Annotated in this window: 13 protein-coding genes; 4 read left to right on the forward strand and 9 right to left on the reverse strand. The window is 68.3% G+C overall.

What is annotated here, in order from left to right:
- The 9 genes from I7X39_RS19520 to I7X39_RS19560 form a co-directional block, all read right to left on the reverse strand.
- Entirely contained in the window at window positions 1–1,218 is a 1,218-nt protein-coding gene (locus tag I7X39_RS19520) for a hypothetical protein (protein WP_198112854.1), read from the reverse strand.
- Between the two features lie 46 nt (window positions 1,219–1,264).
- Window positions 1,265–1,672 (reverse strand): DUF6841 family protein, encoded by a 408-nt coding sequence (locus tag I7X39_RS19525; protein ID WP_198112855.1) that lies wholly within the window; start codon window positions 1,670–1,672, stop codon window positions 1,265–1,267.
- A 4-nt stretch (window positions 1,673–1,676) separates the two neighbouring features.
- Window positions 1,677–2,342 carry an SDR family oxidoreductase gene (locus tag I7X39_RS19530; protein ID WP_198112856.1) on the reverse strand — a complete coding sequence of 222 codons (666 nt, stop codon included), beginning with the start codon at window positions 2,340–2,342 and terminating at the stop codon, window positions 1,677–1,679.
- A gap of 10 nt (window positions 2,343–2,352) precedes the next feature.
- Window positions 2,353–3,195 (reverse strand): SPFH domain-containing protein, encoded by an 843-nt coding sequence (locus I7X39_RS19535; RefSeq protein ID WP_198112857.1) that lies wholly within the window; start codon window positions 3,193–3,195, stop codon window positions 2,353–2,355.
- On the reverse strand, window positions 3,192–3,371 hold the full coding sequence (locus tag I7X39_RS19540) for a hypothetical protein (RefSeq protein ID WP_198112858.1): 180 nt from the start codon (window positions 3,369–3,371) through the stop codon (window positions 3,192–3,194). The genes I7X39_RS19535 and I7X39_RS19540 overlap by 4 nt, the downstream gene beginning before the upstream one ends.
- Window positions 3,371–4,003: a LysE family translocator gene (locus tag I7X39_RS19545; RefSeq protein WP_198112859.1), complete on the reverse strand. Its 633-nt coding sequence runs from the start codon at window positions 4,001–4,003 to the stop codon at window positions 3,371–3,373. The genes I7X39_RS19540 and I7X39_RS19545 overlap by 1 nt, the downstream gene beginning before the upstream one ends.
- Window positions 4,004–5,185, reverse strand: coding sequence for an acetyl-CoA C-acyltransferase (locus tag I7X39_RS19550; RefSeq protein WP_198112860.1), 1,182 nt, complete (start codon window positions 5,183–5,185; stop codon window positions 4,004–4,006).
- Between the two features lie 87 nt (window positions 5,186–5,272).
- On the reverse strand, window positions 5,273–5,842 hold the full coding sequence (locus tag I7X39_RS19555) for a DUF7010 family protein (RefSeq protein WP_198112861.1): 570 nt from the start codon (window positions 5,840–5,842) through the stop codon (window positions 5,273–5,275).
- Between the two features lie 188 nt (window positions 5,843–6,030).
- Window positions 6,031–7,578, reverse strand: coding sequence for a M4 family metallopeptidase (locus I7X39_RS19560; RefSeq protein WP_198112862.1), 1,548 nt, complete (start codon window positions 7,576–7,578; stop codon window positions 6,031–6,033).
- 420 nt (window positions 7,579–7,998) lie between these two features.
- Between I7X39_RS19560 and I7X39_RS19565 the strand changes: the two genes are divergently transcribed.
- The 4 genes from I7X39_RS19565 (at window position 7,999) to lpdA (ending at window position 13,076) form a co-directional block, all read left to right on the forward strand.
- Window positions 7,999–9,234 (forward strand): 3-methyl-2-oxobutanoate dehydrogenase (2-methylpropanoyl-transferring) subunit alpha, encoded by a 1,236-nt coding sequence (locus I7X39_RS19565; RefSeq protein ID WP_198112869.1) that lies wholly within the window; start codon window positions 7,999–8,001, stop codon window positions 9,232–9,234.
- Window positions 9,235–9,310: 76 nt separating this feature from the next.
- A complete protein-coding gene (locus I7X39_RS19570; protein WP_198112870.1) occupies window positions 9,311–10,315 on the forward strand; it encodes an alpha-ketoacid dehydrogenase subunit beta in 1,005 nt (334 codons plus the stop codon).
- A gap of 3 nt (window positions 10,316–10,318) precedes the next feature.
- A complete protein-coding gene (locus tag I7X39_RS19575; protein ID WP_198112863.1) occupies window positions 10,319–11,629 on the forward strand; it encodes a dihydrolipoamide acetyltransferase family protein in 1,311 nt (436 codons plus the stop codon).
- 7 nt (window positions 11,630–11,636) lie between these two features.
- A complete protein-coding gene (gene lpdA, locus I7X39_RS19580; protein ID WP_198112864.1) occupies window positions 11,637–13,076 on the forward strand; it encodes a dihydrolipoyl dehydrogenase in 1,440 nt (479 codons plus the stop codon).
- Window positions 13,077–13,278 lie beyond the last annotated feature (202 nt).

Genomic DNA, 13,278 nt, shown 5'->3' on the forward strand with positions numbered 1-13,278 from the left:
TCAGCTGCGGGTCGCAGGCCAGTGGACCGGCATGTCTTTGACGCCTTGTGAGCGCCAAGTCTGCAGGCTCCATTCGCCTTCGGGCGTGATTGTCAGGCGGCGCGCCAACTCGCCCTGCAGCTGTGCGCGCGCCCAACTGACGCGCGAGGCGGCGGGTTGCCCCTGAGCCTGCAGCCACAAGGCGGTCGCCTGGCTGCTGAGCAGCAGATCGGCGGTGCGCTCAAAGTAGCCGGACCAGGCGGGCTGGGCCACTGCCGACAGCACATTCGGAATGGTGTGGAACCAAGTCCAGCCGGTTTCGACGGGTGCGGCCGAGCGCACAGCGGCGGGCAGGTTTTCGAGCGGGTGCTGCTTCGCCAGCGCGCGCAATCGACTCCACTGGGCAATGCTCAACTGCTGGGCGTAATTCGGCTGCAGGGCCAACTCCTGGAACGGGCATGTCAAGCGGTCCCAACGGCTCCGCGGCATGAGCTCGGTCTCGGCACAGAGTCCTCTGGCCAGGTCCTCGATGACGTTGCGTCCGAACTCCGCCTCGGCCCCGATCCAGCGCAGCGTGCCGGCGCGCCAGTCCTCTGCGGGGGCCCGCGCAAAGATCGCCAGTTCGGGCCCAAGATCGGGGCGCTGCTGGCCGATCTCGCGCAGCACCAGCAACTGGTTGCCGGCCAGGGCGGCCGCGATCATCTGGCCGATCAAGGTGCGCGCGCCCTGTTGCACGGCGCGCATCAGTCGGTCGGACTGCGCCAGCCAGGGCAAGGCGGCACCTCCCTCACCAGCCTGCTCAAAGGCCTGCAGCAGCAGATGGTTGGAGCAGGCCACCAGGCGCTGGTAGGGCGGCAACTCGCTGGTTGGCGTTAGGCGCGCGGGCAAGGGTTCTTCGTATTGCAGGCGCGGCCGTTGGGCCAAGGCTTCGCAGGCGGCAAAGAACTCGCCCGCACCCGGCTGGCTGCGCCAGGCTGGCAACTCGCGGCGCCAGGCGGTGCTGCAGTCCGGCTCGCAAACACGCAGGTTGATGCTGCGCGCCAGTGCCTTGGGGGCCAGCAGCGCATGGTGCAGGTTGTCGGCCTCGACCAACCGGTTCGGGCCCGCGACCAATTCCTGCGGCCAGTGGGGTGGCTCGGCGTCGCGGATGTTGCTAAGAACCCAAGCCCCGAGCACCAAGGCGCCCAAGAGCAGCAGGGCCAGCAGAGCGCCGGCCAGCCATTTCAGAACTTTCATCATGGCGTGCCGCCTCCCCGCGGCTCGGGGTCTGCGCCCCTTGGTCCTCTCAGGCGGCAGATCTCATCACTGCCAAGTCTTCATCAAATGCCGTGCACAGCAGCACTCGTGTGCGCCCGCCCTGGCGGTGCAGGTTGTAGCCCGTGCTGAAGCGCTGCAGCAGCGAGCCGTCGGCGCGCGTCAGGGTCCAGCGCAGCAGGGCGAAGGCGTCGTGGGCGCCCATGGGCACAGCCTGCAGCACCTCGAAGGCGCAATGGTCGAAACCGGCCTCGCGATAGACGGCGCAGAGCTTGCGCATGTTCTCGGCCATGGGTTCGTGCGTGGGCCACCAGGTGACGGCTTCCCCGCTCGCGATGCCGCTCGGGCTGGCCCAGTGCGCCGCCACGGCGTCGCCGCTCAGGTCGTTGAAGGCGTCCGCATAGGCCTTGAAGAAGGCCTCGATGTCGTGCAGCTGCATAGGCTCACCAGGCCAGCGGCTTGCCGTCAAAGTTCAGAAAGTTGCCGTTGTCCTGCATGCCCAGGCGCGCCAGCACGGCGCGCATGCTGCTCACCACCTCGGCCGGGCTCAGCTCGGCCTGCGAGCCGCCCATATCGGTCTTGACCCAGCCCGGGTGCAGGGCCACGCAGACGGCGCGGCCGCCGAAGGCGATGCTGGCGTCCTTCAGCACCGAGTTGGCGGCGGCCTTGCTGGCGCGGTAGAGCCAGCCATTCGGGCTACGGCGCAGATTGATGGAACCCATGCGGCTGGACAGCAGAGCCAGCTTGGCGTTCTGCGCCAGGCAGTCGGTCAGCGCCGGCAGCACGCGCATCGGGCCCAACACATTGGTGTGCATCACGAGATCGAACTCGGCCTGCGTGGGTGGCGTGGGCGCGGCCACGTCGGCGCCGTACACACCGGCGTTGATCAGCAGCACGTCGAACTGCATGCCATCGAGCTGCCAGGCCAGGCCGGCGCAGCTTTTGGGGTCCAGCAGCTCCAGCTTCAGGGCCTTGGCGCCCAGGGCCTTGAGCTTTTCCAGCGCGGCGTCGTCGCGCGCGGTGGCGGTGACCTGATGACCCTCGGCCAGGTACTGCTGAACGAACTCCAGGCCGATGCCGCGCGAGGCGCCGATGACCAGCACTTGCATGTCGTGTTCCTTATTTGCCGACGTTGATGAGCGGCTGCGCGCCGCCACCCAGCAGCACGGTATTGCCCTGCTTGCTGGCGATGGCCAGCGCGGCGTCGCGCTGCAGCTCGGCCAGCTTGATCTCCTTCAGCGCCGGGGTCAGCGAGGAGGAAATGATCTGGTTGGCCTTGGCCTGACCCTCGGCCTCGACGATCAGGCGCTCGGCCTCGGCCTTGGCCAGTTCGATCTCCTTGCGCTTCTTCTCGATCGCCTGATCGGTCTCGGCGCGCTGGCGGATCGCCGCCTCGATGGCCGGGTCGGTCAGCAAATTTCGCACGTTCACGGCGGTGATGACGAAGGCGCCCTTGTCGTTGGCGTCCAGCTCCTTCTGCAGGCCGCTGCGCACCAGCTCGGCCAGCTCGGAACGGCGCGTGTGCATGGTGGTGGCCTCCAGCTGGGCGATGGCCTTGTAGACGGCCTCGCGGGCCTCGCGCGAGACCCGGCTGTAGGCGATTACCAGGTCTTTGGTGCCGCCCTCGCGCACCATGTCCGAGTGGCGCACCACATCACCCTGGTACTTGGTGAACAGGCCCGGCACCGCACTGGGGTTGACCTTGAAGTAGATGTCGATGTCGACGTCCTTCATGGTCAGGTTGTCGCGGCTCTTGGGCGTCATGTCCTGCAGCTGGAAGCTCACCTCCTTGGCGCTGAACTCGTCCACGGTCTTGAAGAGCGTGAAGTAGATGCCCGGCGGCAGGGCCTCGGGGCTGACCTTGCCCAGCGTGCGCTCGACGCCGACGTTGCCGGTGTCGATCTGGGTGCAAGCGCTCAGGGCAGCGGCCAGGGCCAGCAGCAAGGGGGTACGCAGCTTCATAGCAGTTTGAGGGCGTTGGAGTAGTAGGCCAGCACCAGCAGGCCGAGCAGCAGCAGGGCCAGGGCGAGGATGCGCAGGGCATGGCGGCCGGCACGCCGCAGCGAGCGCCGGTTGCCCAGCTGCCAGAGCCCATAGGCGGCCAGCAGCAGGACGAAGAGCAGCAGCCAGTGCCGCATCAGCCCGGCTTGGCCAGGGCCAGGCGGCCGGCCAGGAAGGCAAACAGCCCCGCACCGCCCAGATTCAGCGCGCGGCCCAGGCCGGGCCGCGGCGGCAGGCGGCGCGCCAGCGCCGCCAGGGCCACCAGGCCAAGCGAGAACAGGCCGCCCTGCAGCACGAACCAGGCGCCCAGGAACAGGAAGGCCAGGGTCTTGTGCGGGGCCTCGGCCGCGATGAACTGCGGCAGCAGGGCCAGGAAGAACAGCGCCACCTTGGGGTTGAGCGCATTGGTCCAGAAGCCCTGCCACACCGTGCGCCCGAAGCCGGACGCCACGCTGGGCGCGGGAGCCGCGCTGGCGGGCTGCAAACCGGCGCGTGCCATGCCCCAGGCCACGTAAAGCAGGTAGGCCGCGCCGGCCCACTTCAGCAGGGTGAAGGCCTCGGAGCTGGCAGCCAGCAGGGCCGCCAGCCCGAAGGCTGCGGCCAGGCTGTGCAGCACGCACCCGAGGCTGATGCCCAGCACCACCGCCGCGCCCTGGCGCCAGCCGCCCTTGAGCGTGGTGGCGACGGTGAGCGCCATGTCCACGCCCGGGGTGGCGTTGAGCAGGAAGACGGTGAGGGCAAAGAGCCCCAGATCGTGCGTGCCCAGCATTTAGAGCATCTCGACGGCCAGGGCCGTGGCCTCACCCCCGCCGATGCACAGCGCCGCCATGCCGCGCTTGAGGCCACGCTTCTTCAGCGCGCCCAGCAGGGTGACGACGATGCGCGCGCCGCTGGCGCCGATGGGGTGCCCCAGAGCCACGGCGCCGCCGTGCACGTTGACGATCTCGTGCGGCAGCTTGAACTCGGCCATCGCAGCCATGGTGACGGCGGCAAAGGCCTCGTTCACCTCCCACAGATTGACGCTCTTGGCGTCCCAGCCGGCCTTCTTGAGCGCCAGCTCGATGGCACCCACCGGGGCGGTGGTGAACCACTCGGGCGCGCGGGCGTGCACCGCATGGGCGGCGATGCGGGCAATCGGCGTGAGCCCACGCTTGGCGGCTTCGCTCTCGCGCATCAGCACCAGGGCGGCGGCGCCGTCGGAGATGCTGGAGCTGGTAGCGGCCGTGATGGCGCCGTCCTTCTTGAATGCGGGCTTGAGGGTGGGGATCTTGTCCAGCTTGGCCTTGAAGGGCTGCTCGTCATACTTGATGACGGTGTCGCCCTTGGGCGAGCTGAGCGTGACCGGCGCCATTTCCCAGTCGAAGCTGCCGTCTTCATTGGCAGCCTTGGCACGCTGGGTGGAGGCGATGGCGAACTGGTCCATGGCCTCTCGCGTGAAGCTGTACTTGCCCACGCATTGCTCGGCAAACACGCCCATGGCCTTGCCGCGCTCGTAGGCGTCTTCCAGGCCGTCCAGGGCCATGTGGTCGTACATGGCGGTCTGGCCGTACTTCACACCCTTGCGCGCGAACATCAGGTGCGGGGCGTTGGTCATGCTTTCCATGCCGCCGGCCACCATCACGTTGGCCGAACCGGCGGCCAGCATGTCGTGGGCAAACATCATGGCGCGCATGCCGGAGCCGCACATCTTGGACAGCGTCACGGCACCGGCGGAGTCCGGCAGGCCGGCCTTGCGCAGCGCTTGGCGGGCCGGGGCCTGGCCCTGGCCGGCCATCAGGCAGTTGCCGAACAGCACTTCGTCGATGGCATCGCCCGGCACACCGGCGCGCTCCACCGCGGCCTTAATGGCCACGGCGCCCAGTTCCCAGGCAGCCAGGCCGGCGAAATCACCCAGCAGACCGCCAATGGGCGTGCGGGCAGCAGAAACGATGACGATGGGATCGGCGGACATGGTCGGGCTCCTGGTTGGTGGACAGCGAAGAACGCGATTCTGGCGCGGATCCGTCGAATTGCTGCGGTGCGCAAAAAGCGTGCGGGCTCAGGCGGGCTGCGCTAGGCCTGCGGGGCGCGGGCGCAGAGCAGCCCAGCGGCGCTCCAGCACGAGGATGGTCAGCGCGTAATGGCCGAGCACGATGGCCGGCACCCAGACCATGCCCTGTTGCGGCACCAGCAGCCAGGCGGCCAGGATCATCAGCGTGCGACCGAGCGCATGAACGGCGCCGATCCAGTGCCCCATCAGCCAGCCGGCGGGCAGCCACATGAAGCCGGTCAGCATGCCCACCATGAAGACCGCGCTCTCCGGCCGCACCAGGGCAAACGGGATGGCAATGGCATAGGCCAGCAGGGCCTGGCCGACGCTGAGCATGAACAGGGTGTTGAAGCGGTTGCGGCGGTTGGCCGCCGCCATGAAGTCTTCGCCCGTGAGCTTGGACAGGCCCATGCCGATGTAGGCGATGACGCCCGTCAGCACATAGACCGACAGCAGATGCCAGCGCGGCGCCAGCAGCTGGCCGGCCAGCGCCACCCCGAGCCAGGCCAGCGTGCCCGCCAGCGGCATGGCGAGAAAGCGGCGTTGACGAAAGGCTTCGAGTTCCTGGTCCAGATTCATGGCGGGCTCCTGAGGTGGCAATGACCGGCACCTTAGAGACCCCGCGGCGCCGGATGCTGCCCTGCCCGACAGATGGCGAGCCCGGCCGCCAGATCGCCGCCAGCGGCGCGGAGCGGCCAAGAAAAAAGGCCGGGCAAGCCCGGCCTTTGATGGTTGCGCAGCGCGAACTGCGCAATTTCAACGCCCGTTCAACGCACGTTCACAGCCGCCCAGGCGGCGTTGACGGCGTTGTACTCGGCCGAGCCGGCGCCATACAGGTCGGTGGCGGCATTCAGCGAGGCGGTACGGGCGCCGGCGTAGTTGGTGGCCGAGGTCATGTAGACCGTCAGCGCGCGGTACCAGATCTTGCCGGCCTTATCGCGGCCGATGCCGGCCAGGCTGGCGCTGCCGGTGGCGGCCTTGGTGTCACCGGCGTTGCAGGTCTTGCTGGTACCGAAGCTGCTGTTGGTGCCTTCGGCGAGCATGAAGAACCAGTGGTTGGCCGGGCCCGAGCTGTAGTGCACGTCCAGCGAACCCAGGCCGGAGTACCAGCAGTCGGCGCTGGCGCCGTCCTTGTTCGGCTGCATCATGTTGCGCAGGAAGGCGCTCTTGATCATGACCTTCTCGCCGATCAGGTAGTCGCCGGCATCGCTGCTGTTGGCCGCGTGGAACTCGACCAGGGTGCCGAAGATGTCGGAAGTGGCCTCATTCAGGCCACCGGACTCGCCCGAGTAGGTCAGATTGGCTGTGCGGCTGGTCACGCCATGGGTCATCTCGTGGCCAGCCACGTCCAGCGACACCAGCGGGCGCAGCGAGGTGCCGTCGCCGTCGCCGTAAGTCATGCAGAAGCAGCTGTCCGACCAGAAGGCGTTGGCGTAGTTGCGGCCGTAGTGCACGCGGTTGAAGGCGCCCTTGCCATCGTTGGCGATGCCGCTGCGGCCATGGGTGTTCTTGTAGTAGTCCCAGGTGACGGCGGTGCCGTATTGGGCGTCGACGGCGGCCGAAGCCAGGTCGGAGGTGGTGCCGTTGCCCCAGACGTTGTCGGCGTCGGTGAAGACGCTGCCATTGCCCGAGGTCTTCTTGTTCATGTTGGTGGTGTAGGTGCCACCGCGCGCCGGGTCGCGCATCTCGAAGCCGCTGGACAGGCTGTTGGTCGTCAGGGCCACGCTGCCGCTGAACAGGCTTTTTCCCGTGCCGCTGGCGGCGGCGTCGTGGATGTCATCCCAGGCCTCCAGCACGGCGCCGTTCAGGGCGTCGACGATCACGTGCTTCTCGCTCGGCGTGCCGTCGGCGCGTTCGCCGTAGACCATCACCTCATAGGCCAGCACCGGCGCGGCGCCACGTGCGTAGATCACCTTCTCGGCGCTCTTGCCCTGGGTGTCGCCGGGGTGGGCGGCCAGCGCGGCGCGCACGGCGGCGGGCGGGTTGATGCGAGCGTTGCCGTCGGTGTCCACCACATGACGCAGGGTGTGGCTGGCGCCCTTGAAGTTGCCGTGGCGGTCGCTGTGCACCACGAGGTCGCCCCCGATGACGCGCAGGCCGCGCACCGTGCGGTCAAAGCGCACATGGGTGCTTCCGTCGGCGTCGGTCACGACATCGCGCAGACCATAGGCATGGCCATTGCCGTGCAGGGTGTAGCCGGAGAACGATTCGATGTGGCCGCGGGCGCGGCTTTCATCAGCCGGTGCGGCCAGGGTGGCGGTAGAAAGGGCGGCGAGCGCGATCACGAGGGCGCTGCGCTTGTAGATCTTCTGCATGCTGTTGGTTCCAGTGTTTTGATAGGGACCGAAGGCCGCGCAGAACGCTCAAAAGCGAGGCCGTCGTGGGGCCGGGATTGTTAAGAAACAAGCTGTTGCAAATCCCCGAAACCGCTGAGGGTTTTCGGAGGCCCCGGGGAACTCCGCTCCGGGGCGACCCGCACGCCGCGAGGCTCGAACACCTCGCTGAGCCGGCTGGGTCTGGCGCCTTGATGCAGGTCAGCCGCCCGCCAGCCCGCGGTGCGGGCTTTCATCGGGGCGGCGGCACACGCCCTTCCGCTACGCTGCCGCCATGGACCCCGTGCCCACCGGCGCGGGCGTGCCGCACCTCGCCGCCCTCGGCCTTACCCGGCCGGCGCGGCGGCTCCCTCGCAATCGATCCAAGGCGCCCCAAGAGGGACGCCAGGAGGCCGCGTGACCATGGCTCAGTACCCGCCACTGCGTCTGCACGTGCCCGAGCCCACTGGGCGTCCGGGCTGTGCAACCGATTTTTCCTATCTGCATCTCAGCCCCGCCGGGGCCACCCGCCGCCCCGATGTGGACGTGCTGCCGGTGGACACCCAGGATCTGGCCTACCAGCTGATCCGCGTGCTCGACGAGGACGGCACGGCCAAGGGCCCCTGGGACCCGAAGCTCGCGCCCGACTTCCTGCGCCGCGGCCTCAAGGCCATGATGAAGACGCGCGCCTTCGACGCGCGCATGCTGATCGCGCAGCGCCAGAAGAAGCTCAGCTTCTACATGCAGTGCTTGGGCGAGGAAGCGATTGCGGTGGCCCACGGCATGGCGCTGGAGCAGGGGGACATGAACTTCCCCACCTACCGCCAGCAAGGCCTGCTGCTGTGCCGCGACGACATCTCGATGGTGGAGCTGATCTGCCAGCTGCTCAGCAACGAGAAGGACCCGATCCAGGGCCGTCAGCTGCCGGTGATGTATTCCTACAAGCGCGCCGGCTTCTTCTCGATCTCCGGCAACCTGGCCACGCAGTACATCCAGGCCGTGGGCTGGGCGATGGCCTCGGCCATCAAGGGGGACACCAAGATCGCGTCGGCCTGGATCGGCGACGGCTCCACGGCGGAATCCGACTTCTCGACCGCCCTGACCTTTGCGCACGTGTACCGCGTGCCGGTGATCCTGAACGTGGTCAACAACCAGTGGGCCATCTCCACCTTCCAGGCCATCGCCGGGGGTGAGCACACCACCTTTGCCGCACGCGGCGTGGGCTCGGGCATCGCCAGCCTGCGCGTCGATGGCAACGACTTCATCGCCGTGCACGCGGCCTCGCTCTGGGCCGCCGAGCGCGCCCGCCGCGGCCTGGGCCCGACCCTGATCGAGTGGGTGACCTACCGTGCGGGTGCCCACTCCACCTCCGACGACCCGAGCAAGTACCGCCCGGCCGACGACTGGGAGCGCTTCCCGCTGGGCGACCCGATCAACCGCCTGGCGGCGCACCTGATGGCCATCGGCCACTGGAGCGCCGAGGAACACGAGGCGACGCAGAAGGCGCTGGAGGCCGAGGTGGTCGCCGCGCAGCGCGAGGCCGAACGCTACGGCTCGCTGCTGGACGGCCACATCCCCAGCGTGGCCAGCATGTTCGAGGGCGTCTACAAGGACATGCCCGAGCACCTGCGCCAACAACGCCAGCAACTCGGCTACTGATCAGGAGCACGCCATGAACGACAGCGTCCAACAGGACAAATTGGCCGTGCCCAACAGCAACGGCCCCACCAAGCCCATGACCATGATCCAAGCCCTGCGCTCGGCCATGGACGTGATGCTGGAGCGCGACCCGAATGTGGTCGTCTTTGGCGAAGACGTCGGCTACTTCGGCGGCGTGTTCCGCTGCACCGAAGGCCTGCAGGCCAAGTACGGCAGGTCGCGCGTGTTCGACGCGCCGATCTCCGAATCCGGCATCGTCGGCACCGCCGTGGGCATGGGCGCCTACGGCTTGCGCCCGGTGGTGGAGATCCAGTTCGCCGACTACGTCTACCCCGCCTTCGACCAGATCGTCAGCGAGGCCGCGCGCCTGCGCTACCGCTCGGCCGGTGACTTCACCGCCCCGCTGACCATCCGCATGCCCTGCGGCGGCGGCATCTACGGCGGGCAGACGCATAGCCAGAGCCCCGAAGCCGTGTTCACCCATGTCTGCGGCCTGCGCACCGTGATGCCCAGCAACCCCTACGACGCCAAGGGCCTGCTGATCGCCGCCATCGAGTGCGACGACCCGGTCATCTTCCTGGAGCCCAAACGGCTCTACAACGGCCCCTTCGACGGCCACCACGACAAGCCCGTGGTGCCCTGGAGCAAGCACCCGATGGGTGAGGTACCCGAGGGCTACTACAGCGTGCCGCTGACCAGCGCGGCCGTGTTCCGCCCCGGCCAGGAGGTGACCGTGCTGGCCTACGGCACCATGGTCTGGGTGAGCGCCGCCGCGGCGGCCGAAGCCGGCGTGGATGCCGAGGTCATCGACCTGCGTTCGATCTGGCCGCTGGATCTGGACACCATCGTCAGCTCGGTGAAGAAGACACGGCGCTGCGTGGTGGTGCACGAGGCCACGCGCACCAGCGGCTTCGGCGCCGAATTGGTGGCCCTGGTGCAGGAGCACTGCTTCTATCACCTGGAAGCGCCGATCGAGCGCGTGACGGGCTGGGACACGCCCTACCCCCATGCCCAGGAATGGGCCTACTTCCCGGGCCCGGCGCGCGTCGGCGCGGCCCTCAAGCGCGTGATGGAGGCCTGACCGATGGGTGCCTATGTGATCAAGATGCCCGACATCGGTGAGGGCATCGCCGAAGTGGAACTGGTGGCCTGGCATGTGAAGCCGGGCGACACCGTGGCCGAGGACCAGATCCTGGCCGATGTGATGACCGACAAGGCCACGGTCGAGATCCCCTCGCCAGTGGCTGGCACGGTGACCACCCTGGGCGGGCCGGTGGGCCTGGTGATGGCCGTGGGAGCGGAGCTGATCCGGCTCGAGGTCGAGGGCGAGGGCAATCTGAAGGCGGGCGCGGCACCAGCTGCAGCGCCGGCGGCCAAGCCCGTGACGGCACCGGCTGCGGCGCCGGTTGCGGCAGTGGCTTCTGCACCAGTGGCAGCGCCCGCAGCCACACCAGCGCCCATCACGGCGAAGCCGGCTGCCCCGCGCGCGCCAGCCCAGCAGCGCCGCGCACCGGACGAAAGGCCAATCGCTTCACCTGCCGTGCGCCGTCGCGCCTGGGAACTCGGCATCGAGCTGCAGTTCGTGCAGGGCACAGGTCCTGCGGGTCGCATCACGCATGAGGATCTGGAGGCCTTTGCGGGCGCGCCCCATGGCGCCGCCAGCGCCGGCGCGGACAGCCGCTACGCCGCGCGGCTGGACGAGCAGACCATCCCGGTCCTCGGACTGCGCCGCAAGATTGCGCAGAAGATGCAGCAGGCCAAGCGCCAGATCCCCCACTTCACCTACGTGGAGGAAGTGGACGTGACGGAGCTGGAGGCCTTGCGCCAGCGCCTGAACCAGCAGAATGGCAAGGCCCGCGCCAAGCTCACTCTGCTGCCCTTCCTGGCACGCGCCATCGTCATCGCCGTGCGCGAGTTTCCGCAGGTGAACGCCCGCTTCGACGATGAGGCCAACGTGGTGACGCGCTACGGCGCGGTGCACATCGGCATGGCCGCGCAGACCGATGCCGGCCTGATGGTGCCGGTGATCCGCCACGCCGAGACCCTGGACCCCTGGGCCTGTGCGGCGGAGATCACGCGGCTGGCCGAAGCGGCGCGCACCGGCAAGGCCGGGCGCGACGAGCTGTCGGGTTCCACCATCACCATCACCAGCCTGGGCCCTTTGGGCGGCATCGTCACCACGCCGGTCATCAACCACCCCGAGGTCGGCATCGTCGGCGTCAACCGCATCGTCGAGCGTCCGATGTTCGACCGCGACGGCCGCGTCGTGCCGCGCCTGCTGATGAACCTCAGCTCCAGCTTCGACCACCGCGTGGTCGACGGCATGGACGCTGCCCTGTTCGTGCAGCGCCTGCGCGCCCTGCTCGAGACCCCTGCGACCCTGTTCATTGAGTGAGCGCGCAATGCCTCCTGTCTACACGCAAACCCAGCTGCTGATCGTCGGCGGCGGCCCCGGTGGCTACGTCGCCGCCATCCGCGCCGCACAACTCGGCATCAAGACCACCCTGGTCGAAGGCGCGGCGCTTGGCGGCACCTGCCTGAACGTCGGCTGCATCCCCAGCAAGGCGCTGATCCATGCGGCCGAGGCGTACGCCCAGGCGCGCACGCAGGCAGCGGGCCGCTCGGCACTCGGCATCCGAGTCGGCGGGGTCGAACTCGACCTGGCCACTACCCTGGATTGGAAGGACGGCATCGTCGCCAAGCTCACTGGCGGCGTGGGCGCGCTGCTGAAAAAGCATGGCGTCACGGTCGTCAAGGGCTGGGCCGAGCTCATCGACGGCAAGACCGTCGAGGTTCGTCAGCCGGGCATCGACCCCGGTGAGGCGCCGCAACGCATCCAGTGCGAACACCTGCTGCTGGCCGCCGGCTCGCAGGAAGTCGAACTCCCCTTCCTGCCGTTCGGGGCCGGCGAGGGTCGCGTTGTTTCCGCCACCGAAGCGCTCGCATTCGGCGCGGTGCCGAAGCAACTGGTGGTGGTGGGCGCTGGCTACATCGGGCTGGAACTGGGCACTGCCTGGCGCAAGCTCGGGGCGGAAGTCACGGTCGTCGAGGCACAGGAGCGCATCCTGCCCGGCTACGACGCCGAACTCGTCAAACCAGTGGCGCAATCGCTCGTCAAGCTCGGTCTCAAGACCATGTTGGCGCATCGCGTTGAGGGCCTGAACGCAGCCGGCACGGCGCTGACGGTGCGTGATCCCCAGGGCACGCTGCTGGAGCTGCCGGCAGACAAGATCCTCGTGGCCGTGGGCCGCCGGCCGCGCAGCGAGGGCTGGGGACTGGAGCGTCTGATGCTGGACATGAATGGGCGCGCCGTGAAGGTCGATGCGCAATGCCGCACGTCAATGAAGAAGGTCTGGGCCATCGGTGACCTCACCGGAGAGCCCCTGCTGGCCCACCGCGCCATGGCCCAGGGTGAATTGGTGGCGGAGGTTATTGCGGGCCACCCTGGCCGTTTTGAACCCGCCGCGATTCCGGCCGTGTGCTTCACCGATCCCGAGATCGTCAGTGCCGGCCACACTCCGGCTAGCGCCGAGGCCGAGGGGGCCCGGCGTGGATTCAAGGTGCTGCAGGCGCAGTTCCCCTTTGCCGCCAATGGCCGCGCGCTCTCGTTGGAATCTCCGGAGGGCTTTGTTCGCGTCGTCGCGCGCGCCGACAACCGCTTGATCCTGGGCTGGCAGGCGGTGGGGGCCGCCGTATCCGAGCTATCTGCCGCGTTCGGTCTGAGCCTGGAAATGGGCGCGTGCCTGGAAGACGTGGCACACACCATCCATTCGCACCCGACCCTGGGCGAAGCGGTGCAGGAATGCTGCCTGCGCGCACTGGGCCAGGCACTGCACATCTGAGGTACCTATTCGAGCGGCTCTCTACGCGAGGGCCACTCGATACGGAAGCATTGGGCGGATTTTCGAGCCCCCAAAAGCAAAACCCCCCGCATGTTACTGCGAGGGGTTTTGGGGATTAATAGCCTGACGATGTCCTACTTTCACACGGGCAATCCGCACTATCATCGGCGCTGAGGTGTTTCACGGTCCTGTTCGGGATGGG

The sequence above is a fragment of the Inhella proteolytica genome (assembly GCF_016093275.1).
GTDB lineage: Bacteria > Pseudomonadota > Gammaproteobacteria > Burkholderiales > Burkholderiaceae_C > Inhella > Inhella proteolytica.

Bases quoted from the DNA above. Each gene is read 5' to 3' on its own strand.
- I7X39_RS19520 (WP_198112854.1), bottom strand. From the start codon at position 1,218: ATGATGAAAGTTCTGAAATGGCTGGCCGGCGCTCTGCTGGCCCTGCTG.
- I7X39_RS19525 (WP_198112855.1), bottom strand. From the start codon at position 1,672: ATGCAGCTGCACGACATCGAGGCCTTCTTCAAGGCCTATGCGGACGCC.
- I7X39_RS19530 (WP_198112856.1), bottom strand. From the start codon at position 2,342: ATGCAAGTGCTGGTCATCGGCGCCTCGCGCGGCATCGGCCTGGAGTTC.
- I7X39_RS19535 (WP_198112857.1), bottom strand. From the start codon at position 3,195: ATGAAGCTGCGTACCCCCTTGCTGCTGGCCCTGGCCGCTGCCCTGAGC.
- I7X39_RS19540 (WP_198112858.1), bottom strand. From the start codon at position 3,371: ATGCGGCACTGGCTGCTGCTCTTCGTCCTGCTGCTGGCCGCCTATGGG.
- I7X39_RS19545 (WP_198112859.1), bottom strand. From the start codon at position 4,003: ATGCTGGGCACGCACGATCTGGGGCTCTTTGCCCTCACCGTCTTCCTG.
- I7X39_RS19550 (WP_198112860.1), bottom strand. From the start codon at position 5,185: ATGTCCGCCGATCCCATCGTCATCGTTTCTGCTGCCCGCACGCCCATT.
- I7X39_RS19555 (WP_198112861.1), bottom strand. From the start codon at position 5,842: ATGAATCTGGACCAGGAACTCGAAGCCTTTCGTCAACGCCGCTTTCTC.
- I7X39_RS19560 (WP_198112862.1), bottom strand. From the start codon at position 7,578: ATGCAGAAGATCTACAAGCGCAGCGCCCTCGTGATCGCGCTCGCCGCC.
- I7X39_RS19565 (WP_198112869.1), top strand. From the start codon at position 7,999: ATGGCTCAGTACCCGCCACTGCGTCTGCACGTGCCCGAGCCCACTGGG.
- I7X39_RS19570 (WP_198112870.1), top strand. From the start codon at position 9,311: ATGACCATGATCCAAGCCCTGCGCTCGGCCATGGACGTGATGCTGGAG.
- I7X39_RS19575 (WP_198112863.1), top strand. From the start codon at position 10,319: ATGGGTGCCTATGTGATCAAGATGCCCGACATCGGTGAGGGCATCGCC.
- lpdA (WP_198112864.1), top strand. From the start codon at position 11,637: ATGCCTCCTGTCTACACGCAAACCCAGCTGCTGATCGTCGGCGGCGGC.